We start from the raw sequence: 26813 nt of genomic DNA on the forward strand, positions 1-26813 counted from the left end.
CTGGGTAATTACTTCCCTCTCAACGGGCTTCCGTACCATGATGTATTATCTGATAGTACTTCACCTTTCATTACGAGAGAAAGAGGATCTATATTGACATTGTTTCCAATTTCACTGTCGTATAAAATAATGGTTCTTGAATTGATTGTAGTCTGTTTTCCAATTTTTACACTCCCGATTTTCATAATCCGGTCTTCAAAAAGATGGGTTTGAGGACCGCAGTCTTCATTCAGCATCGTTTCATCTCCGATAGATACCATGTCAAACTCTGTAATATCAGTGGTATTAAGCCATACTCTTTTTCCAATTTTTACGCCTAAAAATCTCATGAAGAATGGCAGCCAGAATGTACCTCGCAGAAAGTCAAGGAAAAATTGTACAGGAAGTGCTTCGTAAATGGTAGTAATTCCTTCACTCAACCATACTTTCATGCTGTACATTGGCATTTCGGTTTTTTTATATTTTCCGATCAATACCCACTTCAATATGACGGTGAAGAAAAAAGAGGGTAAAGCAACAATTCCTAAATAATAAAAAGGAGCCAGTAAGATAAGATAATGAATATTCCCTTCGAGATAAGTGCTTGTATATGCAATGAATAATACACTGCAGATAATCACTACCGTCTGTGGAAGAATAATCCTGATGCCTTCTACAACAGCTCTTGCCAGCTTAAGTTTGAATGGCGGATTATACGTAAGGGTATCCTGAAAAACATCAGATTTCTGTCTTGATGGAAGGCCAATCGGAGGAGATCCAAACCAGTCTTTTTCAGTAGAATTTTTCAATTGTTCTTCTGATGGTGCTTTGCTTAGTACCCCGATCAGCATATCGTTTCCTAGCTCATATCCCTGAGGAATCAGTCCGCTGTTTCCTACAAAGCTGTTGTTTCCAATCGTGGTTTTGGATAAAATTAATTTCTCATTTCTTACATCATGTTCTCCAAGGATTACAGCATCTGCAATAAATGAGCCTTCCCCAATTTCCAAAAGATGGTGAGAAACATCACTTGCAGTAGATATTTCTGAGTTTTTCCCCACTTTTGCTCCCATCATTCTGTAAAACTTACTGATATAAATAGAAGCAAAAAGCGGATGTACAATAATCAGGGACAAGTTAAAAATCTGATCCTTTATCCATTTTTTATAATACATAAAACTGTAAACAGGATAGATACCCGGTTTCATATTGTATTGTAAAATGCGGGTCAATATACTTATCACTCCAATAAATAATAAAATATATACTGTGGAAAGTATTGGAGCCTGCCACAAATAATAAAAAGTATAATCAGCAGAGCGGTCATCCAGATAATATAAAGTGTAAAGTGTAGGGGCTAAGGGCAAAACAATAAGAAGAGGAAAGAAGAACAGTGAGCATGCATACAATAACGCAAACCGATTTCTTTTTCCTGACGAAGCCAATTGAGGAACTTCAATTTCTTCACCTGATTTTACTCTTATCTTTTCAGCTGGACTGCCATTCCATACTTCTCCGAATCCAATTCTTCCTCCTTCATTAAGGCAGCTTAAATCCTGAAGTTCCCCAAATTGATCGATCTCTGTGTCTCCGCATACAATAACAGAAGATCCCAGGTAAGCATGTGCTTTTATATGCACTTTTCTTATTCTTAAGATTCCATTTTCAACAGAAGCATTATCGATGCTGCAGCCGGAGCTGGTGTTCACATTTTCATCAATGGTGACAAGATCTTCCGCCGCAATAGGAAGTAAACTCAGTTGTGCACTTGGATGCACCTTTACTCCCAGTAACTTTAGGTATTTTGGATATAAAGGAGTTTCTACAATAAATTCTGATGGCATTAACCGTTTAATAGTCTTCCACAACCACCATCGGAAATAATACCATCCCCAGAGCGGATAATCTCCTTCTTTTATCTTTCCAATCACCAGCCATTTCGTAAGAACGATAATAGTGGAATACACCGGAGGAATCAACGTATAAAGCAAAACGGCACTCAATAAAGCATAATGCAGTCCATACCCGTTAATCTGAAAATAATAATAACTTAAATAAGGGAAAAAGATCTGAATACTCAATAAAGCAAATACAACCAGCAGACTGATTGTCTGGGCAATATTACAGGCAATATATTGGAAAGTTGAAACCCTTTGAAAAGGCTCCTGATGAGCTGCTGTCTGAGCATGTTTATTTTTGAGACACTCAGAATATACCGATAAAGGTCGGTTTTCATAGATCTCTTTTAATGAAGCTGTAGGAATTCCTGCTTTTTGACGAAGATGAGAAACTAATGTAGCAGCCAGAAGAGAATGTCCGCCCAGATCAGTAAAAAAATCCTGATTCAGATTAATTTCTTTTCCCGGAAATACCCATTGCAGTGTTTGAATAAGTCTTTCTTCAATAGGAGCTTCAGGATCAATTTTTATCTCTTCTTTTTTATCATGAATGAGGAAGCTTTCAGGAACAGGAAGTCGTTTTCTGTCGATTTTACCACTTGGCATCCTTGGCATTTCTTTCATCAGAACAATAGAAATAGGAACCATATAAGGTGCCAGGAATTTTGCCAGTTCCTTCCGCATTCCATTTTCATCAAAAGAATGTTCGTTATTCATTACAATGTATCCTACAAGTTGTCCCTGTTCGTTGGAATCTTCCTTCACAGCCACAGCAGCTGAAGATACATCATGAAGTTGGTTCAATCTCGATTCTATTTCTCCAAGCTCAATTCTATAGCCACGCAGTTTAATCTGATCATCTATTCTTCCCTGAAATTCAATAAAGCCATCTTCACGGATGACAACTGCATCTCCGGTTTTGTAAATTCTGTCTCCCGGAAGATCTTCAGGAAACGGATTCTGTAAAAATTTCTGTTCAGTAAGCTCAGGAAGATTAAAATATCCATTGCTTACTCCGGGACCGGAAATAATCATTTCACCGCGTTCTCCCCGTGGAACGATATTCATATTTTCATCAACCACCGCAACATGATAATTGGGAAGAGGAGGTCCGATAGTCAGCTCCTGTTGGCTATTCAGTTGAACCATATTGGAAGAAACTGTGGTTTCCGTAGGGCCATAGCTGTTGATGAAAGTTCGATAGGGTTTTGCCCATTTTTCCTGTACCTGTTTTGTACATGCTTCTCCTCCGGTATTGATCAGTCTGATGGCGGGAACTTCATCAATAATGGCCAAAATACTTGGAACAGCATGAAGGATCGTAATGTTATTTTTTGTTAAAACATTGCTGAGTTCATCAATCGCTTTTACAGTAGTGGCATCAGCGATCCATATGGTAGCTCCTGAAAAGAGAGTGATCCATACTTCTTCGCACCACATATCAAAAGACACAGAAAAACCCTGATAAACAATATCTGTATCCTTTATTCCTATAAAATCCTGTTCGGAACGGATCAGATGGCAGATATTTCGGTGAGAAATAGGAATTCCCTTAGGATTTCCTGTGCTGCCGGAGGTAAATAATACGTAAGCCCAGTTATCAGGGGTATAATCTACAACAGATAAAGTAGCAGGAATCTTTGGCTGTGGGACAATTTCTAACGGCTGGCAGTGAATATGAGCATCTGTATCTGAAAAATAAGTCTTGACATTGATATCTGTAAACACCTTTTTGATCCTGTCTTCAGGCATCTCGCGGTCTAATGGAATATACGCCGCACCAGCTTTCAAAATTCCGAGTATAGCTACAGGAAGTTCAAGGCTTCTGGGATACCATACCCCTACGCGATCACCTGGCTGTACTCCCTGTTCCTGCAGTTGAAGGGCTATTGCATTACTCCAGCTGTCCAGCTCAGCATACGATATTTTTTTATCTTTAAATATAAAGGCTGTTTTATCTTTATATTTTTCAAAGGTGGGAACCAGTAATTCAGGCAGAGTTTCTTCTTTGATAAACTCCGGGCTGATCTTTCCTAAAATCAGGCTTTTCATCATTAAAAAATTACAATATAATGTGTTGGGAATATTTTTATAAATATACTTTATTTCTCAGCAAGCCCGATCTTTCAATTCGTTTTTTAGTTGTAATTTTGTAAGAATTAATATCAATTAACTGAAATTAAAAAAAAATAAAATTTTCATGCTTACTATTTTATCGCAACACTTTTCTCTTGTCAATGAATGGATCAACGAACTTAGAAACGTTGAAGTCCAGCACGACCGAATGAGATTCAGAAGAAATATGGAAAGAATCGGGGAGATTGCCGCTTTTGAAATCAGTAAAGGACTGGAGTACAGAGAAGTTGAAATTCAAACTCCTTTAGATACAATAAAAAGCAGAGAAATTGCTGTACAGCCTGTTATTACTACTATTCTAAGGGCCGGAGTTCCATTGTTTGAAGGAATTTTAAACTACCTTGACAGAGCAGACTGTGGTTTTGTGGCAGCTTACAGAAAACATGATGCCAACGATTATTTCTCCATCAAACAGGATTATCTTACTTGCCCAAGCATTGAAGGAAGACCTTTGATCGTAGCAGATCCCATGCTGGCAACAGGTGCTTCTTTAATTGAAGCGATCAAAGATTTGCTAACCAACGGAAATCCAACCCAGCTCCATATTGTAGCAGCTATTGCTTCAAAACAAGGCGTTGAAACAGTTCAAAATGCCTATCCTGAAGCTCACATTTGGGTAGGAGCTATCGATGAACATTTAACTTCTAAAGGATATATCACGCCTGGATTAGGTGATGCCGGAGATCTTAGCTACGGAGAAAAACTTCAGAGATAATTTAAGAAAGATTCCAGAAATCTTTTATTAAGTTCAATAATAAATTAGGTCGTACTTTATCCATAGGGTGTTTTGTATCCGGAAGTACGGCCAATTTTGCATTAGGAAGGCTTCCGTAAACTCTTACACTTTCCTCAATGGTAACCATATTGTCTTTGTCGCCCACCATAATCTGAGTCGGAATATTAATCGTGGTAAAGTTATTTTCTAAGGGCGGATTTTTACCTAAATCAATCATTAAATCAGCAATAGCAGGAAGAAGCTGTTTCCATTTTGCTCCGTGCTGCGATTCTAAAAGCTGGGCATACTGCGGAATTTTCTCAAGAATAACATCAGGATTTAACATTTTGCTTTCTTTCAAAGCCTGTTCCTCAGTCCAGTCAAATTTTGTTCCCAACGTTATAATAGAATTTACATTTTCCGGACTTTTCATCGCATAACAAAGCGCAACATAACCTCCCATACTATGCCCGAAAATGGAAACATCTGTTAGGTTATTCACTTTACAGTATTCGGATAATTCCTGAGTATACTTTTTAATATTAATTCCATCTGCAGGAAGCTCCTGATCTCCATGTCCTGAAAATAAAGGAGTATGTACTGTGAAATATTGAGACAAAGTGTTCAGATAGGGCTTGAAAATGTCGCTGTGGCCTAAAGCTCCGTGCAGTAAAAGCAGATTGGGCATAGTTGTTTAGTTTCCGGAAAATTAGGAAAAAGAATTGAATAGTGAAAATGTATTGAGTAGGAGAGTGGGAGAGTTGTAGAGTTTGAGGGTTCTAGAGTTTGAGAATATTTTTGAAGATGATCCTCCATATCAAACATCCACTGCCATTACCAAAACACTCACTCTATTGTTCCCGGCATTTAAAATCTCCCAGGCAACTGATGAAACTGTATTTCCAGTAGTGAAAACATCATCAATCAGAAGAATATGTTTTTCGGTAATAGGATAGGTGATTGAGAATGTATTGATTGATTCCAATCTGTGTTTCTTATCCTTTAAGGCTTGTGCTTTGGAATAATGATTTCTTTTGATTAGCTGATGATCGAAAGGAATGCTGTAAAATGAAGATAAAGTTTCTGTAAATAAATGAAGCTGATTGTATCCCCGTTCCTTGAGTTTCTTTGGGTGAAGAGGTACACTTACCAATAAGTCAGGTTTTTCGTCTTTGAATTCCAAGCGTTCAGTGGTCCAGTCTGCAAGAATCTTTCCTGCTTTTTCCCGGTTTCTGTATTTTAGGTCGTGAATAATCTTACGGCTTAAGCTTTCCTCTTCAAACTGTATCAGTGCAAAAGTGTTTTCAACCGGGAAAAACAAACTGCATTTTTCCTTCACCGGATTATTTTCGAAATAGTTATAATGAGTAAAATGAATCTGGCTAAAGCAAAGATCACATACCAAAAGTTCAGGATCAATGATTCTGTTGCAGTGGCTGCAACGGTTCGGAAACAATAAATCTAATATCATAAGTGTGTTTTTACTAAGATATAAAAATATTTGTCAATTTTTATTTTGGAAAGCCAATTAGTAAATCATAGATTAAAAAAACAGTAGATTATTCATAACCCCGAATCACGTATTCCGAAACATGCGTAAATTCATAAACGAAGCGCATTGATAATTCATTACCTACACTTAAATATCCTCAAAATTCTTCCTGATTTTCTCTACAGCATTCTTCATACTCAGATTAAAATGCTCTTTTTCCAATCTTACGGGTGGAGCCTGCCTTACCTCACAATCTGCAATGCTGCAGGATTCACAAGTGACTCCTACGTTGATGGTTTTTAAAGAAGGAGACTTTATGAAACTTATTTTTTTGATCGTTTGAGAGTTTAATAAAATTCCCAGACAATAACTTCTGTTGCTCCCGTCTGAAAAAGGATTTTTCTGTGAAGTGGAAATCACCAGATAGCTTATGCCCTGATCCTTATAATGAGAAATCTGAGCATCTGTCAGGGTTTCATTTTCTTTTAAATGGTCAAGGTTTTTCACAGCAATCCACCTTCTGCAGTAATGCTCATTGGTTGCATTGGCGTGAGGAGCCTGCTGATGATTAAGGTGAAGTTCTTTTAAGATCTGAATTTTATCCGAATTCTTCTTTTTGACCAGACATAAATAAAACAAATCTTTGATTCCCATCTCTGCCGAAAGAATATTGGTCAATCGGTAATAGAATGTTTCAGGAGAATGAGTAAAGTTCTTGATAAGGCTTTCAAAACTTTTCGGCTCCCACTTATTTTGCTGGAAAAGCTCTGAAGTTTTTTCAATAACAGGTTCTTTTGAAATTAATAAAGCTCCTGCGAAATATGATGCGTAAAAGTTGTTCAGAATCTCTTCAAAACTTCCAAAATCAAGCCATGAATAAGTATTTGGACGATTTTTTAATTCCAAAACATTGAATCCAATTTCTTTCGCAAGAATGAAAGTTTTCTGATCCTTTTCCAGTTTTTGATTCAATAATAAAAGTTTTTTCTCCGGAATGAAAAGAGAACGCAGGTTGTCCAGCGTCCCATATTTTTCAAAATCTCCAGACTGAATGGTGTAATTGAATTTTTCTGCAAGGATCTTTTCTAAAATATCAGACTTTAAGTTTTTTCCAATTTTTAACTGATTTTCTTTCGTGAAAATGTCTACTTTCTCCTCAATTTCCGGGAAATAATTATCGTACAATTCCTGGAATGATCTTAATACGGCAAAATAAAATCTTTCCTTTCCAAGATTGTAATTCTGTGAAATTTCGATCAATGCATTGATAAAAGCAGTTACCTTTTTAGGAGCATCACTGATAATGCTGATGAGGTTATTCTTATTGATTCCGAACAGTTCCAGCGGAACTTCTTTGAAAAAATCAGATTGAAGAATTTCATTGAATGGAGCCAGACTTTTATCAAGCTTGGTAGAAACCAGATCATCGAAAGTACAGTTCAGTGCTTCAGAAAGCTGAATGATCTTATCGTGCTTGGGATACTTTTTCCCGTTCTCAATTTCGTTGAGGTAAGATTTTGATAATCCTGTCTTTACAGCAAGATCCTGCAGAGACCAGTTTTTCTTTTGTCTCTGCTGTTTCAGCTTTAGGCCGAAAACTGTTTTGATATAGTCGCTTTCTGAATTCATTACTCAAATATAAATAATTAGATGCGATTATTCGCATAATAAATTTTAAATAAATTTAGCGAACGTTCGCTATTTTATGAAAGTTTTTATTTATGTTTGTAATATCAAATCACAAAATCAATATGTTATGGAAACCAAGACTCAATTAGAAATAAAGTCACAGAAGCAGTTTGAAGAAATATTTACTCCGGATTTAGCAGATTTTCTGATTTCGCTTCATCAGAACTTCAATCATCAAAGACTTGAACTTTTAGAAGAAAGAAAAAATACACAGAAGAATTTTGATAACGGAAATCTTCCTGAGTTTTTAAAAGAAACAGAAAATATCCGAAACGGAAATTGGGTATGTGCTCCACTTCCTGATGATATGCTGGACAGAAGAGTAGAAATTACAGGACCTGTAGACCGTAAGATGATCATCAATGCCTTAAATTCCGGAGCATCTACGTTTATGGCTGATTTTGAAGACAGTAGCTCGCCGGTGTGGGAAAACTGTATCCAGGGACAGATTAATCTTTCTGATGCCATTCATCGAACTATTGATTTTGTCAACGAAAAAGGAAAAGCTTATACCCTTAATGAAAAAACGGCTGTTTTACAGGTTCGTCCGCGTGGTCTTCATCTTCCGGAGAAGCATATTGAAATCAATGGAGAGAAAGCCTCCGGTTCACTGACAGATTTTGGAATGTATTTTTTCAGGAATGCAAAACAACTTTTGGAAAACGGCAGTGGTCCTTATTTTTATCTTCCAAAACTGGAACATTATAAAGAAGCCCGCTGGTGGAATGAAGTTTTTGTTTTTGCTCAAAACTACCTCGGAATTCCTGAAGGAACCATCAAAGCGACTGTTTTAATAGAAACCATTACAGCTTCATTTCAGATTGATGAAATTTTATTTGAATTAAAAGAACACAGCGCAGGCCTGAACTGTGGAAGATGGGACTATATTTTCTCTTACATCAAAAAGTTCAGAAATCTTCCCGAATTTATTGTTCCGGACAGAGATCAGGTGACCATGACTTCTCCTTTTATGAGTGCCTATTCAAAAAGAGTAATTGAAATCTGTCATAAAAGAAATGTACATGCTATTGGCGGAATGGCAGCGCAAATTCCTGTAAAGGACGATGACGAAGCCAATAATATTGCTTTTGAAAAAGTAAAGAATGATAAAGAAAGAGAAGTGAAAAACGGCCATGACGGAACATGGGTAGCCCATCCGGCATTAGTAGCTGTAGCAAAAGAAATTTTTGATCAGTATATGCCTTCCAAAAATCAGATCGATAAAAAATTTGAATATCATGTTACAGAAAGTCAATTATTGGAAATTCCCAAAGGAGATATTACCGAAAAAGGTGTCCGAAAAAATATCAATGTAGGAATTCTTTACCTTGAAAGCTGGCTGATGGGAACGGGTGCGGCAGCCATTTATAATTTGATGGAAGATGCCGCTACTGCAGAAATTTCAAGAACTCAAATCTGGCAATGGCTGAAAAATGAGGCTGTATTAAGTGACGACAGAACTTTAACCCGAAATATGATATTGCAGTGGGAAAAAGAAGAAATGGACAATATTGAAAAGTATGTAGGAGAAACCCGCTTCAATAACGGAAAATTCAACCTTGCGAAGGAACTTTTCAATGAATTGATTTTCTCTGAAAAATTTGAAGAGTTTTTAACCCTTAAAGCATATCCTTTTATTTAGTAAAAATGTTTGTTGTTGGTTTTATAGTTGTTGGTTGAAAACCAAATCATCAAATAACAGGTAACAATAGAACCGGCATCTAGTAACAAAATTACTTTCAAATCTAATCAAACAAAATCCAAATATTATGAAAACAAGACAAGAACAAATCCAGGCTCTAGAGCAAGATTGGCTGACAAATCCACGTTGGAATGGTGTAAAAAGACCTTATACAGCAGAAGAAGTTTTAAAACTCCGCGGATCTTATACCATAGATTACACCATTGCCACTGAAATGTCTAAAAAATTCTGGGATAAATTGAATACCCAGGATTATGTGGCAGGACTTGGTGCACTGACAGGTAATCAGGCAGTGCAGGAAGTGGACGCAGGGCTGGAAGCTATTTATCTTTCAGGCTGGCAGGTAGCTGCAGATGCTAATTTATCTGGGGAAATGTATCCGGATCAGTCGTTGTATCCTGCCAACTCAGTACCTTCTGTAGTGAAAAAAATAAATAATGCTTTATTGAGAGCAGATCAGGTACAGTCTGTGAGCGGAACAGGAAATAAAGAATATCTGGTACCGATCATTGCAGATGCAGAAGCAGGTTTTGGTGGTAATCTGAATGCTTTTGAACTAATGAAGCAAATGATTGAAGCAGGAGCGGCAGGAGTACATTTTGAAGATCAGCTTTCTTCAGCCAAAAAATGCGGCCACTTAGGAGGAAAAGTATTAGTACCCACTCAGGAAGCTATTAATAAACTGATTGCTGCCCGTCTGGCTGCCGATGTACTGGGAGTTCCGAGTCTTATTATTGCAAGAACTGATGCGGATGCTGCAGATTTACTGACTTCCGATATTGATGACAGGGATAAAAAATTCGTGACGGGAGAAAGAACTTCTGAAGGATTTTATGTAGTAAGAAACGGCGTAGAGCAGGGCATCGACAGAGGTTTGTCATATGCACCCTATGCAGATCTGATCTGGATGGAAACCTCCAATCCTGATCTGGAGCAGGCAAGGAGATTTGCAGAAGGAATTCATGCCAAATTCCCAGGGAAAATGCTGGCCTATAACTGTTCTCCTTCCTTCAACTGGGCGGCAAGGCTGAGTGTAGAGGAGATGTCTACTTTCAGAGAAGAGCTGGCTAAAATGGGATACAAATTTCAGTTTATTACTTTGGCGGGTTTCCATGCTTTGAATACCGCAATGTTTGAGTTGGCTTTAGCTTATAAAGAAAGAGGAATGGCCGGATATTCTGAACTGCAGGAGCGTGAATTTGCTTTGCAGCAGAAAGGATTCCGGGCGGTGAAACATCAGTCTTTTGTAGGAACAGGATATTTTGATGAAGTACAGAATGTTGTTACTAACGGCTCTTCAGCTACCGTGGCGATGAAGGATTCTACAGAAACCGCACAATTCCATTAGTCATTCTTTCCATATTTTTTGATGTTAAACCTTCTCTTTTTATGAGGAGGTTTTTCTTTGTTTAAAATCGTTTTTTAATTCATTTAGACTTCAAAATAATAAAGAATAAATATTACATCGCAAGTAATTGAAATTTGAATTATATTTGGGGCTTGAAAAAAATATTATTAAAAATGAATTTAATTAAAACACTTTTTATTGCATTAGGATTAACACTTACTGCAAATATCGTAAATGCTCAACAGAAGGTTGGAAGTGTAAACACAGAGGAAGTTTTTGCAAGTTTATCTGAAGTTAAAACAATAGGTGCTACCATTGATAATCTTACTAAGACTAAGCAGACTGAAATTGAAAAGCTGATCAATGATTATCAAGCCAAGCTAAAAACGGCTCAGGATAAAGAAAAAACTTTAAGCGAAGCCAACAAAGAAGCTGTAACTAAAGAACTGATTGCAGCACAAACGGAATTACAAACTTTAGGGAAAAAGATAGAAGAAACCAGATCACAGGCTGCTAAAGATATCTCTGCTAAACAAAACGAATTGTTTAGCCCGCTGCAGAAGAAAGTAAGAGAAACTATTTATGCTGTTGCGAAAGAAAGAAGTCTGAGCTATGTATTTGATACAGCAGCACAGGAATCTAATAATCTGCTTTATACTGACGGAAGTGAAGATATCACTGCTATTGTGAAAAGCAAATTAGGGGCTACAGCTACAACAGCTAAACCAGCTGGAAAATCTAAATAAGAATTTCAATATACCCAATATTATAGACGGAATCAGAGAACATCTGATTCCGTTTTTTTATGTCTGAAATGAATGAATTGTTTCCGCAGGACTAAGGTAGTTTTGTTTTAAAATGATAAATTTGAGTAAACTTTCAGGAGAATGAATTTAATGTATGAAAAACAAATCCAGGTAACAGAAGAACATATTGACCAGAACAATCATGTGAATAATGTACAGTATGTACACTGGGTGGAAGAAGTGGCAGCAGAACACTGGGATCTTTTAAAACATCAGACCGAATATGCAAACGATGTCTGGATGCTTCTTGATCACCACATTCGATATAAAAAACAGGTTTATCTGAATGATACCATCACCGTAAGAACTTATCCCATGCCTCCTGAAGGAGCCAAACAGCCGAGAAAAGTGGAATTTTACTGCAATGATGAGTTGGTGGTAGACTCAAGCACGCTTTGGATTCTGTTTGATCCGGAAACTAAGAAGATCAAACGTCTTGAGAGTGACTGGCTGGAGAATTTTTTTTAAACAGGTAAATAATTAAAATCAGAGTGAAGAATAGAACTTTGATTTTTTATTTTAGGATATAGCATCAATCAAAAACTAAATAACATGAAATTCTTTTATTCACTGACTTTGCTGCTTCTTGGCATGGCAGGCTACGGTCAGGAAAATCCTTATTGGTTTTCGGACGATATTAAAAAGAAGTTGGAAGATCCTGCTCAAAATCAGTCCTGGAAAAGCCAGATGGGAGCAACATATTATTCGATAAGCGGGCAATATAAACAAGCACTGGAAAGTTGGGATACAACATTCGGAAGAGTGAAAAAACTAGATCCTGCAGATAGTTTGAAATTCACAAGATTAATCCCTATCAATGCAAAAGAGTATATTTTGGAAAAAGCAGTGAATGAACAGATTATTATCATTAATGAAGCCCATCACAACGCTCGTCACAGAACCTTTGCCTCTTCATTGCTTCAGGGATTATATGATAAAGGGTACAGGTATCTTGGACTCGAAACATTAGCGAGTGACTCTTTAAATACAACAAAATTTGCTACTCTTAACAGCGGATATTATTCTCAGGAACCGGAATTTGGGAACTTTATTTATAATGCTCTGAAAATAGGATTTAAACTTTTTCCATACGAAGCAGAAGGAAACAATAAAGAAAGGGAAATTGGTGAAGCCAAAAATATCTCCGATTATATGCAGAACAACAAAGAAGGGAAATATCTTATCTATTGTGGTTATCAGCACGCTTACGAAGGAACCCATAAATCATGGGAAAAAACCATGGCTGGTAGGCTTTCTGACTTAACAGGTATTAATCCATTGACTATTGATCAGACCCAGTTTTCAGAGAAAAGCAATCCTAAATATAATGAACCGCTTCTCAGAATCGTAAACAATACCTTTCCGGTTGTTTTAAAAGATGAAAAACAGGTGATCTATAATGGAGAAGATAAAATATTGTATACAGACATAAAAATCATTCATCCCACAACAAAGGACGTTAAAGGAAGGTCAGGCTGGATGCTAGCGGAAAACCGAAAATTGTACAAGATTCCGTCTTCTGAAATTCCCAATTATCCGGTTTTAGTGTTAGCCTACAGAAAAGGAGAGTTTGAGCAGAAAGGAATTCCTGCTGATATCATCGAATTGAATACTTCCAAAGACAGCCGTTTTTTAATCCTGAATAAAGGAGAGTATGAGATTGTCATTAAAAATAAGGAGTATAAAGTCATCAATAGATTTGAAAAAATGATCAGATAAAGAGAGATAATGAAAAATAAATTAAGAAAGATAGTCATCGATAATAATGAATATCTGTATTCGGTTACGGATCAATTGAACGCTGGAACTGAAACTAATACTCTAAAATTGAAAGTTTTTCTAAGCGGACAGAAGCAGACTCCTTTAATTATTGAGTTTATAACAGTTGATCATTATATTATGGGTCAGCCTTTAAAATCAGGTGTTAAGTTGATAAATAAAATAACAAATTCTGAAGATGAGGTTAATATGAATGAGCCGAAATACATCAGACAATTTATTTTACTTGGACTAAAAAATGGATGGTCCGGAGTTAATTCAATAGCAGTTCAAGATGGACTGGGCTATTTGCATCAATTAGGTTTTGAAACAGATCAATTAATTTTCAGGAAGTAATAGATATCACTTTTGAAAACTGCTAAAAAAATATTTTAATATCGCTGTAATAGAAACAGTCTTTTCTGTATTAAGCGGTTTTGTCATATCTTTGTACTATGATACGTATTACAAAAATTTTTACATTCGAAACAGCTCACGTGCTTTACAATTACGATGGGAAATGTAAAAATATGCATGGACATTCCTATAAACTGTTTGTAACAGTGAAAGGAAAACCGATCAATGATATTGAAAATCCTAAAAATGGAATGGTGGTAGATTTCGGAGATATTAAAAGTATCGTAAAATCTGAAATCGTAGATGTATGGGACCATGCGGTTCTTGTAAACGCCCTGTCACCACACAAAGAATTGGGTGATGATCTTGAGCAGAAAGGACATAAAGTAATCTATTGCAGCTTTCAGCCTACCTGTGAAAACATGTTGTATGCCATTGCTGCCAAAGTAAAATCAAGACTTCCGGAAGGAATTTCTTTAGCTTATCTTAAACTTCATGAGACCGAAAACTCTTATGGAGAATGGTTTGCAGAAGATAATCAATAATTTTACCCAACAAAACTCACAAGGTGTTAAAAACGACAATTAATTTAGAACCTGGAAAAAAAGTATATTTCGCTTCAGATCAGCATTTTGGTGCTCCTACACCAGGTGAAAGCAAAGTGCGTGAAGAGAAATTTATACGCTGGATGGATCAGATTAAAGAAGATGCACAGGTTTTGTTTTTAATGGGTGATCTTTTTGACTTCTGGCATGAATGGAAACATGTAGTTCCCAAAGGATACGTCCGCGTACTCGGAAAAATTGCAGAGCTTAAAGACAGGGGAATTCATATCTATTTCTTTGTCGGAAACCATGATCTTTGGATGAAGGATTATCTTGAGGAAGAAATCGGATGTACTGTTTTTTATCAGAAACAGTATTTCGAAATGGGAGGAAAACAATTTTTGCTGGCACATGGAGATGGTTTGGGACCTGGTGACAAAGGATATAAAAGAATGAAAAAATTATTCACAAATCCTGTTGCACAGTGGTTTTTCAAATGGCTTCATCCGGATATTGCAATGAAAGTGGCTTTATATCTTTCCCAAAAAAATAAAATGATTTCCGGAGAAGAAGACAAAGCTTTTCTTGGAGAAGATAAGGAGTTCCTGATTATTTATTCTAAAGAAAAACTGAAGACTCAGAAGATAGACTATTTTATCTATGGACACAGGCATCTTCCAATGGTACTGGATCTGGAACAGAATGCAAAATATATTAACCTGGGAGACTGGATTTCCTATTTCACTTACGGAGTTTTTGAGAAGGATTTTGAATTAAAGACCTTTGAAAAATAAGACAAAAAAATTACCCCTAAAAAGAGGTAACCTTCGAACGGGTGGAAACCCACTCTTGTTTTTAATCCATATTCCATTTAGGTAATTGCAAGAAGCCTACCAAAATAGGTTCTGCAGATTAAAAAATTATTAAATAACATCATTTTATCTCTATAATTGCCTTGTAGTGAGGGATTAAGAAATTCAAAAATTATGGAATTGAAAAATATATTCAACATACAGACCGAACAGGATTTCCTGAATGCATCATTGAAAACATTTCGTTATCAATATGAAAATGTTGAAATATACAGGAAGTTTGTGGATTTTCTGAAAGTGAATCCTGATGAGGTAGACAGCTTGGTGAAAATTCCTTTTCTGCCTATTGAAATGTTCAAAAATCATCAGATTCTGGATAAGAATGTAGCTGCAGATCTGTTTTTTCAAAGTTCAGGGACAACTCAGATGAATCTTTCAAAACATTTCATCGCAGATCCAAAGCTGTATGAAGAAAGTATTTATAAAAGTTTTGAACAGTTTATCGGAAAACCAGAAGATTTTATTTTTCTGGGTTTACTTCCAAGCTACCTTGAAAAACAGAATTCATCACTGATTTACATGGTAGATTATCTGATGAAAAAATCGGGCAAGTCTGAAAACGGATATTTTCTTTACAATCATTCTGAACTTTTTGAATTATTGAACAACCTGCAGGGTAAAAAAGTTATTCTTTTCGGAGTTTCCTTTGCCTTATTAGATTTTCTGGATTACTGTCATGCTGAACAAAGCGAAGAATCTCTAAATTTTCCTGAAAATTTAGTAGTGATTGAAACCGGAGGAATGAAAGGGAGAAAAGAAGAAATGACCAAAGACGAATTACTGAAAATTTTGCAGTACGGTCTTAAAACAGATAAAATCTATTCAGAATATTCCATGACAGAGCTTCTTTCACAGGCTTATTCCCTTGGAAACAATGAATATGAATGTCCCAACTGGATGAGAATCATGGTTCGTAATGCAGAAGATCCTTTAGCGTATGAAAAAGAAGGAAGAACGGGTGCTATTAATATCATTGATCTTGCCAATACGCATTCCTGCTCATTTATTGCAACCCAGGATTTGGGGAAAATAGTTGGCGATAAATTTCAGGTACTTGGAAGAATAGATCATTCAGATATCAGAGGCTGCAGTCTATTGGTAAGTTAGAAGGCGTAATATCAAAGGGTAATTGTGAATATTTAATTCGCTTCGCTTGTCAATTTTTGTATGATCAGAATAAATAAAAATTGCTCATAACTTTTGCTGAGTGAAACGCCTTTGCGAACATCTAACAGTTGTGAATGAAAACTTTGTGAACCTTGCGTTTATCATATTTATTATTAAAGAATAGCATTATCATTAATCCTTTTTACAATCATATCAATGATCAAAATAGAAGAACTTATCCACGCCTACATCCATTCACACTGCGATTTTGAAAAAGAAATCGTACTGACGAATTATTTTCAGGCAGACTGGGAAGCAGATATTCTGATCATTGATGCAGAGGGTGGAAGTCATGAAATCGAGATCAAGTTTTCAAAAAGTGATTTTAAAAATGATTTCAAAAAATCATATCTGAATAAAGATACCGGAGAAAAATTTCTGAAGCATGATAAGATTTCCTGTGGAGATTATGTCTGTAATTCTTTTAGTTTTTTACTTCCAATGGGAATGGTAGATGCTGCAATTATCCCTGAACATTGCGGGATCATTGAATTTTATCATAATGCAGACACTTGGGAAACAGAATTTTATCTGATCCGTCCACCCAAAAAACTTCATGAAGATTCTTACTGGAAACTGAATGATAAAGATCTTTTTATCAGAAAAATGGCTCTGAATCTTCTTCAGCGCAAAATGGAAATTAAAGGAAAACATGAAGAACTGATCTTCAAAAATCCTTTTGACATCAAAAAGCTGAAATAAGATTAATATTTTTTTAACGCAAAGTTTAAATTCTTATTGATAAGCTTTAAGGATGCAAAGAAGGAATCTATGAGATTGATTCTTACGAAGCAAACATTATAATTAGCTTCATCCACAGCGTAGTCTTACCCACTTTGCTCTCTTCAGTAATCCTTCTTCATAAAACTTTGCGTCTACAAATAATTTCAAAGTAACTTATTCAAAATCAGAAAATAAAAAAATCCTGCCGCCTGACAGGATTTTATAATTGATTATTATTTGAAAAATTAATCTGCGATTTCTGCAGTATCTCTCTGAAGTAAGAACTTGTAGATTAATCCTCCTACAACTCCTCCTAAAATTGGAGCTACCCAGAACAACCAAAGTTGTGACATTGCTGTACCTCCCACAAATACCGCCTGAGAAAGGGATCTCGCAGGGTTTACAGAAGTGTTTGTGATTGGAATAGAGATCAGGTGAATCAAAGTAAGAGCAAGACCAATAGCAAGACCGGCAAATTTACCGTTAGCCCATTTATCCGTAGCTCCCATGATCACGATAAGGAAGAAAGCAGTTAATAAAAACTCAGCAAGGAATGCTGCTCCCATACTGAATGCTTTTCCATTGTAGACCGCCTCTCCGTAAAAGTTTGTGGCAAAATCTCCGGGTTTTGAGAATTCTACCGCTCCCGCTCCGTTAAGAATTGTATACAGACATCCTGCTGCTACAATTGCTCCCAGACATTGAGCTACAATGTATGGAATAAGATCTTTTGCAGGAAATCTTCCTCCAGCCAGCAACCCGAAAGAAACTGCAGGGTTAAAGTGTCCTCCTGAAATGTGTCCTACAGCATAAGCCATAGTAAGAACAGTAAGACCGAATGCTAAAGCAACTCCTAAAAGTCCGATGCCGATGTCTGGAACACCAGCTGCGAAAACAGCGCTTCCACAACCTCCGAAAACAAGCCAAAATGTGCCGAAAAATTCAGCGAAAAGTTTTTTTATCATGTTGTTTATTATTTAAATGTATCTCAAATGTAAAATTTAAATCTTAAAGTAAAAAGCAAAAACTGAAAAAATATTTCGAAAAAGTGTGAACAATAATTGTAAAATCTATAATTTGGTGTAAAGTTTGTTTGGGATTTATTTATAGAGTATTATAGTCAGTTTTGAAAGATCCAACATAAATGTTTTATCTTTCATTTGTAATTTAAAAGGAAGGTGAATGAGAAAGTTTTTTTGTGTGGTCTTTGTACCTTTTATTTATAGTTTACATTATTCGCAGACGGCAAAAAAAGCTTTTCCCTGCTATGATCTTTCTACTGTATTGAAAGTTGAGGCTACACCGCTTTACAAACCTCACCTTGATGCTTCAAAAAGTTTCGGGATACAGCTTCTGAAAGATTCCAAAACAGTTCAGAAGTATATCGGCAACGGAAAACTCCACAAAATAAAAAAATCAGGAAAAGGATATCAGGTTCAGAGACTGGATTACAGCAGGGCTTATATGGTATCCAAGGGAAAAACAACCCTGGAGAAAATAGGTTCCAAATTCAGCAAAGATACCAAAGGCGGTACATTCACTGTTTCATCCATTACCCGCACTCTTGAAGACCAGTGCAGGCTGAGAAGAGTAAATTCCAATGCCTCACTAGGGATTAGTTCGCATAATTATGGTAACTCTTTTGATATTTCTTATATAAGATTCAACAACGTTCTTAAGTATAATCCCAAAATGGAAATGGCGTTGGAAAAAGTATTGAAATATTATGAAAAAGCCGGTAGAATCTATTATATCAAAGAGAGACAGCAGAGCTGTTATCATATAACAGTGAAAAATTATTAATAAAAATCTTCTTGCATAGCATATTTAGTTTATATATTTTTATACAACCAAAAACTATGCTTATGACAACTTTAAACATTGTAGACTACATGCTTCCTGTAGAAGAATGTAGAGCGGCATCCCTTGAATGGAAAGCCCGCTTTTCTGATTTTTCCAAACTGCAAAGTCTGATTCCTACCAATTACGTTTTCAATATTTCAAGAGAACATCTTGAATGGATGAAAGGATTTAGTAATTATAAAGACTTTTGTTCAGCAATAGGAGTATATAAAGAACGTTTGATTATGATTCTTTATCCTATGAATGATAAAGGTGGAAAAATAGACGTAAATGAATATCCATACAGTTTCCTTACTGAACTGGACAGAGATCTGAGACTTCAGGAGATCCAGGAATATACTGTTGTTAGAAACGCAGTTCTTTCCAAAGATCTTGAAAGCACAGAGAAGAATGCCAATATGGGATTCCCTGTTTCTAATGCACCAATTCTTGAACAGGATGTAGCTGTAGCAGCTATTGAACGTTGGAGAAACGAAGGAATGGATTGGTTCTACAAAGAATGTAGCGAAAATCAAGGAGCTGGTATTTTCAGAAAATTCTATGTTCCTACGGCGGACCTTTGTCTTGATGATGCTGGCTTAACAGGAATTACCTGTTCTTTTGGACTTAAATACAATGATATTTATGGAAAAGTGCTGGTAACTCTTATCTTCATCTCTTTCCGTGAAAACCTTAAGAATTCAGAAGTAGGAGCGGAAACCATTTCAAATACATACGACTGGGCAAAACCATGTCCTCCTATCTGCCGTATACCGGATGTAGATGTAGGATGTGAATTTTAAAAAGATAAACTGAGGAATGGCTGGACTTTATAAGGCAATTTTATTCCTGAACTATGCACTGCTTCTATCTGTTATACTGTTGGGAGCAGCAAAATATCGCATATTAAACTCAAGAGAAAAGCAATATTTTCATTGTATTGCTTTTCTTTTTTTTATTGAACTGCTGAATCTGGCACTGCCATATATCTTCAGGCTGAATGATACCTCATTTCTCTATCCTTTGTATATCGCAGGAGAGTTTTTTTTGCTGACAGGTTTATTCATTAGAAAACTAGATTGGCCAAAAGTGGCTCTCTGGACTGTAGGGATATTGGCAGGAGGTTTTATGGTTGCAAAATATGGATTTGATTACCCATCCAACGCAGATATTGCGAAAGTAGTTTCCAATATCATCATCATCTGCCTTTCCGGATTTACCCTCATCCGTGAGATTAAGAATACATCTGTACAGAACCGTTTTCTTTTTGTAGATGCAAGTATCTTTTTCTATTATTCGGTTTCGGTATTTATTTTTATCATTCAGCATCAGATTGCCAATCTGTCAGAAAACGATTATTATATTATTCTCAGTGCCAATAATATTCTTTCGAGTATTTTGTACTGTTCATTTTTATACACATTTATCAGATTAAAGAAGTAACTTTAAATATCAATCTGCTGATCCTTATAATTGTTACCATAGCAATTATAGTAGCTTTTATTATGCTTGCTTACAGAGCATTTATAACCAGAATTATAAAGGAAAAAAGTGTTCAGCATGAGGCGGAAGTTCTTCATCAGAAAAAATTAGTACTGGAAAACATCAAAGCCCAGGAAGAAGAAAGAAAAAGAATTGCGGTAATGATTCATGATGATATCGGAAACCGGCTCAACATTCTTTCATTATGGTTGAATAACCTCGATACCCAGGGCGATGAGCTGATCAAAAAAAATATCTATGGTCAGATGTCTTCCCTGATTGATGCTGCCAGAAGTATTTCTCATTCATTGTACCCTGTAAATCTGGAATCTGTGGGACTGGTTTTATACGTTGAAGAATTAATAGCCAACCTTTCCCATAAAATTAATATTTCCATGCAGGTAATGCCTGGATATAAACAGAAAGATCTTTTCGTGGAAGTACAGCTGTACAGGATTATTCAGGAATTTACTACCAATGTGATCAAACATTCTGATGCAACAGATCTCTGGATTTATATTAAAGATTATCCTGAAAATATGGCAGTGGTAATTTCGGATAACGGACAAGGCTTTGAATATGAAGAAGTAAAAAAAGGAATGGGAATAAAAAATATAGAATCCCGTATTAAATCTATGAACGCCACACACAAATGGAAAAAAACATTTTCGAATAAAGGAAGTCGTTTAATTATAAAAATTCCAAAATATCATGAGTTCCCAAATCAAACTAGCACTGATTGATGATGAACAGCTGATCCTCGAAGGGGTAAAAATGTTGCTGTCCAATGAAAAAAATATATCGGTATGCCTTACCGCGGATAATGGCCCCGATTTTATAGAAGACCTCGGAAAACTTTCAAAAGATGAATTTCCTGATATGGCTCTTGTAGATGTTCAGATGAAACCTATGAACGGTTTTGAACTGGTAGAAATCCTGAAGGAAAAATTTCCCGATCTTAAAATTATTATCCTGTCATCCCATTATAAAACCTCTATTCTTGGATATATGGTCAAGCTGGGAGTATCAGCATTTCTTCCTAAAAACTCGAATAAACAAACATTTATTGATGCCATTACAATGGTGGATAAAAACGGAGTCTTTTTCACCGCTGAAGATCATCAAATGCTGTTTACTTATATGAACAGTACTGCTAAGAAAAATTCTCTTTTTGAAACCGAAGACGAGTTGTCCGAAAGAGAAAAAGATGTTGTAAAACTAATCTGTCAGGAATTTACCAACAATGAAATAGGAGAAAAACTCTTTATCAGTCCGAGAACCGTAGAAAGTCACCGACAGCGTATTCTCGAGAAGATTGGAGCCAAAAACACAGTAGGTATAGTCATTTATGCCATTGTCAACAATATATATTCCCTTGAAAAAATATAATCTGATTCCGTAGAAATACGGAATTTTTTATTTGGTACTTTTCACTCTAGCGATCCTTGTTTTTCTTCTGTTATTTTGAAATGTCTCTTTTAGGGATGTTAATTGAAAAAACACAAACAAGATCTGTAATAAAAATTAAAGTAAAAACATGAATGGCAGCAGCGTGATTTCCGTCGGGATTTTCTTTGACGGTACAGGAAATAATGGGGTTAATATTCTTTCAGCGGATAAACCACTGAACAATAATGAAAGCTATTATGGTACCTTCAGCAATATCTATAAATTATACAGTTTATTTATTGGAGATGAAAAAATATATATCGAAGGAATAGGAACCGTAACAGGTAGTGAAGATAGTAATTTTGCGATGGCAACATGTGCCAATCCACCATATGGGAATGGATATTCTTCTGATGATAAACTTCAGAAAGTCTGGGATTTTATACAGGAGATTGCTCATGACGAAACCAAAGAATACAATTTTTATATCTATGGATTCGGGAGAGGAGGTATGCTGGCAAGAACTTTGTGTAACCAGCTTTTGAGCCATTTTTCTCCGAAAAATTGCAGAATAAAATTTTTAGGAGCCTTTGATACCGTAGAGTCCAAACCTTTTAATACCTATAACCTGAACATTCCTGTGCAGGTAGAGAATGCTTTGCATCTCTGTGCAGTCAATGAAAGTCGATTTTTTTTCCCACTTACAGGTTTTTTTGAAAACTCAAAAACCATGCAGGATCAGAAATCTGAAAATGAGTCATCTGTTTGGAAGGAAGTTTTTGTACCGGGAGATCATGCGGATATAGGAGGAGGATATCTGGAAGGGCCACAATCTGTTTATATTTCTACAGATTTCATGAATATTGATGATCTGCATAACTATGTCTCAGATATAAAAAATGCAAAAACCAATGCCGAAGGAAATAAAATATGGGATGCCTTGCTGTCAGGATATAAAGTGGAGACAGCCAATGGACTTTCACAGGCATATGTGTGCAGAGATAAAGTATACAATGATCTTTCAAAAGTATATGGAAAACTGATGATGGAAGAAACCAATGAAATATTATCCGTTTTTAGTACAGAAAACTATGCCTACTTTGGAACGGATTATAATAAACATGCTTTTCTCAATCGGTTTTATATCAAAATGAAAGAATATATAAAAGATCTTTCTGTAAGCAAAAAACCTATATACGATTTTGCGAAATTTGCAGATTATACCCATATTTCAGCCAATTTCGGATTGTATAGTAATAGTTTCAGGAATAGATCGCAGCAGGAAATTAATATTGAAATGATTAACAACGGGCTCAATGTTTCCAGCAGTACATCTGTTGATCAAACCAGCCAGACAAGACTTTCTGTGGAACTTCATCTGCCGGAAGACAGCTTTGTTGCAGATTTTCTTTATGGAACCAGTGTTCCTAATAATGATATCTGGGTCCGTTCCATTATAAAAACTCCAGCAGTTATTACTTCACATTAAATGAAATAAAGAACCAGTGCAACACTTCTCAGTTTTAAATTTAGGTTAGGGGACATCATTCAGGTGTCTCCTTTTATTTATAATTATTTTATAATCAATTGGGTATAATTACTGAATCCTGAATTTGGTATTTTATACTGTAGTTTCTGGATTTTAATTCCTGTTACTTTGAATTGTTCATTTCGCGAAGCTTCGAAACACGAAACTGAACAAAGGCGTATTCTGAAAAGCCTAATACCAAAAAGAGTAAGAACACCAAAGATTAAAACAATGGAAAAGACACTAATTCAAAGACCCGGAATTACGAGATACTCAATTAATTTTGATTTTACATCCGCTGATCAAAGACGAATTTTACAATACTTGCAGGAAAATGGATATCAATTCTTAGGGTATAAAGGAGCTACAGGGCTTAACCAGATCACTTCAGGAGTACCAACTTGGTTTGCGATGAACTTTACGGAGATGTTCGGTATGGCAGAAATAGATTGTGAATCACAATATAAAGTGTATGTCTTCAATAAAGAAATCATTCAACCTAATACAACCATCCAGATGCAGGCATTATCGCAGGAAATTCCTTTAGGTACATCCTTAACATTTCATCCGGATGGCTCGTTTTCTACTAATGGAAATGCTCCTGATGGAGTAATTACCGTAAGAAATGAAAGACCGGCAGGTACTCCTGCTCTCACCATTGGTCTTGCAGGAAAAGTTAATGGAAGGTTTCAACCTTTCTGTGCATTTACTTGTATGTCACAAGGACAGGTGAGTATGGAACCTAATGATAATATAGCTTTATTTGCGGTTCAGGCTAATTTAACCTCAGGATCTGTTGCCAGTAATGCCAGAACATCAGGATGTGAGTTTATGTTCAGTGCCGAAAATATGGAATATGATCTACAGATTGTTCCGGGTACATACAGCATAACAAGCTCTCCGGGAGCAGCTCCGGTATATCCTGTATCTGCAGGTCAGTCATTAATACCGCTTCTGAATAAATAAAAACATTTTACATTCAAATCACTAAAAACAAAATAATTATGAAAGTTTCAGAATGGCTTAAAAAAGCAAACAAACTTTTAGACACTTGTGAATACGAGATCAGTATTAAAAATGGAAGTAAACCCATCACAATGTCTGAAGCTAAGACCTTGAATGAATTGCAGGTTGCAATAGGATCTAACCACGGGATCAAACAGGTGAAATATAAAGAAGCAGAAGCAACCCTTGTAGAAATGATTGCAATGGTACAGGCAGGACAGAAAACACCGCCGCTTACCCCAGGATAAATTTCTTGTAAAAATCAGTTCATATGCAAATGAAATAGTTGTCTGTTTTGGGCAGCTATTTTTATTTCTGGGCTATTCATTTCTTTTTCCGTATTTTTGCACCCGAAAATTCATTATTCATTACTAATTATTAATTAAGATGCTTTCGGTTCAAAGTTTAGGGTTACATCATTCAGGAAATTACTTATTTCAAAATGTCAGTTTTACCATCAAAAAAGATGATAAAGTAGGTCTCGTAGGAAAAAATGGAGCGGGTAAATCCACTCTGTTAAAAATGCTGTCCGGAGAAATTAATTTCTACGAAGGAGAGGTTGTAACTGAAGGTAGTGTTACCATTGGTTTCCTAAAACAGGATCTTGACTTTGTAAAAGGAAGAACCGTTTGGGCTGAAACAATGCAGGCTTTCGAGCAGATCAATGCCTGGAAGAATGAGCTTGAAGAGGTGAATCACCAGATGACAGTGAGAACAGACTACGAAAGTGATTCTTACACGGATCTGATTAATAAAATGACCGAATTAAACGATCTTTTGATGAACCATGATGCCTACAATCTTGAAGGCGACATGGAAAAAGTTTTGTTTGGTTTAGGATTTAAAGCAGATGATTTCCAGAAAATTACCGATGAATTTTCCGGAGGATGGAGAATGAGAATCGAATTGGCAAAATTACTTCTTCAGAAGAATGATATTATGCTTCTCGATGAGCCTACCAACCACCTGGATATGGAATCCATCATCTGGTTGGAAAACTTCCTGAAAGACTATCCGGGAGCTATTGTTCTCGTAAGTCACGATAAACAGTTCATGACAGCAGTTTGTAACCGTACTTTTGATATCAACAATAGGAAAGTTGACGACTATAAAGCCAACTACTCGAAATATTTGGTCATGAGAGAAGATCGTCGTGAAAAACTGATTCAGGCTAAAAAGAATCAGGATGCGGAGATCAAGCAGATGGAAGATAATATTAATAAGTTCCGTGCAAGTGCTACAAAAGCATCTTTTGCACAGTCACTTATTAAAAAATTAGATAAAATAGAGCGTATCGAAGTAGATAATGAAGACGTTTCAAAATTCAACATTCGTTTCGTACAGTCTATGGTTCCTGGAAAAATTATTTTTGAAGCTGAAAATTTAGGAAAAGCTTATGGTCAGAAACAGATTTTTGATGATGTAGACTTTATCGTTCAGAGAGGAGACAGAATTGCCCTTTTAGGACAGAACGGACAGGGAAAGACAACTTTGGCTAAAATCTTAGCAGGAGATATTAAAGATTATTCCGGAACATGGAATCTTGGCCACAACGTCAATATCGGATATTTCGCTCAGAATCAGGAAGAGGTTTTAACACCTAATAAAACGGTTCTGGAAGAAGCGGAAGATGCTGCAACAGAAGAAACCAGACCTAGAGTAAGAGACCTATTGGGATCTTTCCTTTTCCAGGGAGATGCGGTTACCAAAAAAACAAAAGTGCTTTCCGGAGGAGAAAGAAACCGTCTGGCTCTTTGTAAACTGTTACTTCGTCCTTTCAACACACTGATCATGGACGAACCTACCAACCACCTTGATATCCAGTCTAAGGAAATTATCAAGCTGGCGTTGCAGAACTTTGAAGGAACTTTAATTGTGATCTCGCACGACAGAGAATTCCTTCAGGGACTTTGTGATAAGATCTACGAATTCCGTGACGGGAAAATGAAAGAATTCCTTGGAGATATCAATGAATATCTTGAATACAGACAAAAAGAAACCATCAGAGAAATTTCTGCAGAAAAGGCTAAACTTCACAGCGAAGTAAAGGTAGAACCTAAGAAAGTGGAAGTGAAGCCTGTTGTAAGCAGCAGCCCATCTTCAAACATTGTAAGTAAAGAACAGAAAAATATTCAGAATAAAATCAAAAAAGTAGAAGAAAAAATTTCCGAGCTTGAAACAAAAGTGGAAGAAATGGAAGCTTCTTTTGCCAAAGAAAATCCTTCAGATGAAACCTTAGAACAATATAATAAAGCTAAGGAAGAGCTGGATACAGCTTTACAGGAGTGGGAATATCTTGGAACCCAACTGGATTAAACTAAAATATAAAAGCTTCATAAACTAAAAATTATGAAGCTTTTTTTTGTAACAAAATCAGCCT

At 36.1% G+C, this 26813-nt stretch carries 25 protein-coding genes; 20 read left to right on the forward strand and 5 right to left on the reverse strand.

Annotation, left to right across the window (positions count from 1 at the left end; translation table 11 throughout):
* Nucleotides 1-8: 8 nt before the first annotated feature.
* Nucleotides 9-3929 (reverse strand): Pls/PosA family non-ribosomal peptide synthetase, encoded by a 3921-nt coding sequence (locus ACM6F9_RS03400; RefSeq protein ID WP_414844413.1) that lies wholly within the window; start codon nucleotides 3927-3929, stop codon nucleotides 9-11.
* Nucleotides 3930-4077: 148 nt separating this feature from the next.
* On the opposite strand from ACM6F9_RS03400, the gene upp reads away from it, so the two are divergent.
* Nucleotides 4078-4728 carry a uracil phosphoribosyltransferase gene (gene upp / locus ACM6F9_RS03405; protein WP_414844414.1) on the forward strand — a complete coding sequence of 217 codons (651 nt, stop codon included), beginning with the start codon at nucleotides 4078-4080 and terminating at the stop codon, nucleotides 4726-4728.
* A gap of 1 nt (nucleotide 4729) precedes the next feature.
* Here the strand turns inward: upp and ACM6F9_RS03410 are convergent, their stop codons facing one another.
* The 3 genes from ACM6F9_RS03410 to ACM6F9_RS03420 all read right to left on the reverse strand — a co-directional run bounded on the left by ACM6F9_RS03410 (nucleotide 4730) and on the right by ACM6F9_RS03420 (nucleotide 7849).
* Nucleotides 4730-5416, reverse strand: a complete 687-nt coding sequence (locus ACM6F9_RS03410; protein ID WP_414844415.1) for an alpha/beta fold hydrolase — start codon at nucleotides 5414-5416, stop codon at nucleotides 4730-4732.
* 129 nt (nucleotides 5417-5545) lie between these two features.
* On the reverse strand, nucleotides 5546-6199 hold the full coding sequence (locus ACM6F9_RS03415) for a ComF family protein (RefSeq protein WP_414844416.1): 654 nt from the start codon (nucleotides 6197-6199) through the stop codon (nucleotides 5546-5548).
* Nucleotides 6200-6367: 168 nt separating this feature from the next.
* On the reverse strand, nucleotides 6368-7849 hold the full coding sequence (locus ACM6F9_RS03420; RefSeq protein ID WP_414844417.1) for a helix-turn-helix domain-containing protein: 1482 nt from the start codon (nucleotides 7847-7849) through the stop codon (nucleotides 6368-6370).
* A 127-nt stretch (nucleotides 7850-7976) separates the two neighbouring features.
* On the opposite strand from ACM6F9_RS03420, the gene aceB reads away from it, so the two are divergent.
* From aceB to ACM6F9_RS03470, 10 genes are all read left to right on the forward strand, one after another.
* Nucleotides 7977-9551 (forward strand): malate synthase A, encoded by a 1575-nt coding sequence (gene aceB, locus ACM6F9_RS03425; protein ID WP_414844418.1) that lies wholly within the window; start codon nucleotides 7977-7979, stop codon nucleotides 9549-9551.
* A 127-nt stretch (nucleotides 9552-9678) separates the two neighbouring features.
* On the forward strand, nucleotides 9679-10959 hold the full coding sequence (gene aceA / locus ACM6F9_RS03430; protein ID WP_414844419.1) for an isocitrate lyase: 1281 nt from the start codon (nucleotides 9679-9681) through the stop codon (nucleotides 10957-10959).
* Nucleotides 10960-11132: 173 nt separating this feature from the next.
* On the forward strand, nucleotides 11133-11705 hold the full coding sequence (locus ACM6F9_RS03435) for an OmpH family outer membrane protein (RefSeq protein WP_105701824.1): 573 nt from the start codon (nucleotides 11133-11135) through the stop codon (nucleotides 11703-11705).
* A 141-nt stretch (nucleotides 11706-11846) separates the two neighbouring features.
* Complete coding sequence (locus ACM6F9_RS03440; protein WP_414844420.1) at nucleotides 11847-12233, forward strand: acyl-CoA thioesterase; 387 nt, start codon at nucleotides 11847-11849, stop codon at nucleotides 12231-12233.
* An 84-nt stretch (nucleotides 12234-12317) separates the two neighbouring features.
* A complete protein-coding gene (locus tag ACM6F9_RS03445; protein ID WP_414844421.1) occupies nucleotides 12318-13484 on the forward strand; it encodes a hypothetical protein in 1167 nt (388 codons plus the stop codon).
* 9 nt (nucleotides 13485-13493) lie between these two features.
* Nucleotides 13494-13880, forward strand: a complete 387-nt coding sequence (locus ACM6F9_RS03450) for a hypothetical protein (RefSeq protein WP_414844422.1) — start codon at nucleotides 13494-13496, stop codon at nucleotides 13878-13880.
* Nucleotides 13881-13978: 98 nt separating this feature from the next.
* Nucleotides 13979-14425, forward strand: coding sequence for a 6-pyruvoyl trahydropterin synthase family protein (locus ACM6F9_RS03455; protein WP_034696824.1), 447 nt, complete (start codon nucleotides 13979-13981; stop codon nucleotides 14423-14425).
* Nucleotides 14426-14448: 23 nt separating this feature from the next.
* Nucleotides 14449-15219: a UDP-2,3-diacylglucosamine diphosphatase gene (locus ACM6F9_RS03460; RefSeq protein WP_105701944.1), complete on the forward strand. Its 771-nt coding sequence runs from the start codon at nucleotides 14449-14451 to the stop codon at nucleotides 15217-15219.
* 192 nt (nucleotides 15220-15411) lie between these two features.
* Entirely contained in the window at nucleotides 15412-16404 is a 993-nt protein-coding gene (locus tag ACM6F9_RS03465; protein ID WP_414844423.1) for an acyl transferase, read from the forward strand.
* A gap of 216 nt (nucleotides 16405-16620) precedes the next feature.
* Nucleotides 16621-17166 carry a hypothetical protein gene (locus ACM6F9_RS03470; protein WP_414844424.1) on the forward strand — a complete coding sequence of 182 codons (546 nt, stop codon included), beginning with the start codon at nucleotides 16621-16623 and terminating at the stop codon, nucleotides 17164-17166.
* Between the two features lie 266 nt (nucleotides 17167-17432).
* Here ACM6F9_RS03470 and aqpZ read toward each other — a convergent pair whose 3' ends face one another.
* A complete protein-coding gene (aqpZ, locus tag ACM6F9_RS03475; RefSeq protein WP_089690627.1) occupies nucleotides 17433-18149 on the reverse strand; it encodes an aquaporin Z in 717 nt (238 codons plus the stop codon).
* Between the two features lie 220 nt (nucleotides 18150-18369).
* Here aqpZ and ACM6F9_RS03480 point away from each other — a divergent pair, with 220 nt between their 5' ends.
* The 9 genes from ACM6F9_RS03480 to ACM6F9_RS03520 all read left to right on the forward strand — a co-directional run bounded on the left by ACM6F9_RS03480 (nucleotide 18370) and on the right by ACM6F9_RS03520 (nucleotide 26749).
* A complete protein-coding gene (locus ACM6F9_RS03480) occupies nucleotides 18370-18990 on the forward strand; it encodes a DUF5715 family protein (RefSeq protein WP_414844425.1) in 621 nt (206 codons plus the stop codon).
* A gap of 62 nt (nucleotides 18991-19052) precedes the next feature.
* Nucleotides 19053-19832, forward strand: coding sequence for a hypothetical protein (locus tag ACM6F9_RS03485; RefSeq protein ID WP_414844426.1), 780 nt, complete (start codon nucleotides 19053-19055; stop codon nucleotides 19830-19832).
* 16 nt (nucleotides 19833-19848) lie between these two features.
* Nucleotides 19849-20472, forward strand: a complete 624-nt coding sequence (locus tag ACM6F9_RS03490) for a hypothetical protein (protein ID WP_414844427.1) — start codon at nucleotides 19849-19851, stop codon at nucleotides 20470-20472.
* A 62-nt stretch (nucleotides 20473-20534) separates the two neighbouring features.
* Entirely contained in the window at nucleotides 20535-21254 is a 720-nt protein-coding gene (locus ACM6F9_RS03495; RefSeq protein WP_414844428.1) for a sensor histidine kinase, read from the forward strand.
* Complete coding sequence (locus ACM6F9_RS03500) at nucleotides 21223-21900, forward strand: response regulator (protein WP_105701816.1); 678 nt, start codon at nucleotides 21223-21225, stop codon at nucleotides 21898-21900. The genes ACM6F9_RS03495 and ACM6F9_RS03500 overlap by 32 nt, the downstream gene beginning before the upstream one ends.
* A gap of 148 nt (nucleotides 21901-22048) precedes the next feature.
* Nucleotides 22049-23389 (forward strand): T6SS phospholipase effector Tle1-like catalytic domain-containing protein, encoded by a 1341-nt coding sequence (locus ACM6F9_RS03505; RefSeq protein WP_414844429.1) that lies wholly within the window; start codon nucleotides 22049-22051, stop codon nucleotides 23387-23389.
* A gap of 270 nt (nucleotides 23390-23659) precedes the next feature.
* A complete protein-coding gene (locus ACM6F9_RS03510) occupies nucleotides 23660-24394 on the forward strand; it encodes a hypothetical protein (protein ID WP_414844430.1) in 735 nt (244 codons plus the stop codon).
* A 38-nt stretch (nucleotides 24395-24432) separates the two neighbouring features.
* Nucleotides 24433-24681, forward strand: a complete 249-nt coding sequence (locus tag ACM6F9_RS03515; protein WP_105701813.1) for a hypothetical protein — start codon at nucleotides 24433-24435, stop codon at nucleotides 24679-24681.
* 139 nt (nucleotides 24682-24820) lie between these two features.
* Nucleotides 24821-26749, forward strand: a complete 1929-nt coding sequence (locus ACM6F9_RS03520; RefSeq protein WP_414844431.1) for an ABC-F family ATP-binding cassette domain-containing protein — start codon at nucleotides 24821-24823, stop codon at nucleotides 26747-26749.
* Nucleotides 26750-26813 lie beyond the last annotated feature (64 nt).

Origin of the sequence: Chryseobacterium sp. IT-36CA2 (assembly GCF_949767875.1) — a bacterium.
Taxonomy (GTDB): domain Bacteria; phylum Bacteroidota; class Bacteroidia; order Flavobacteriales; family Weeksellaceae; genus Chryseobacterium.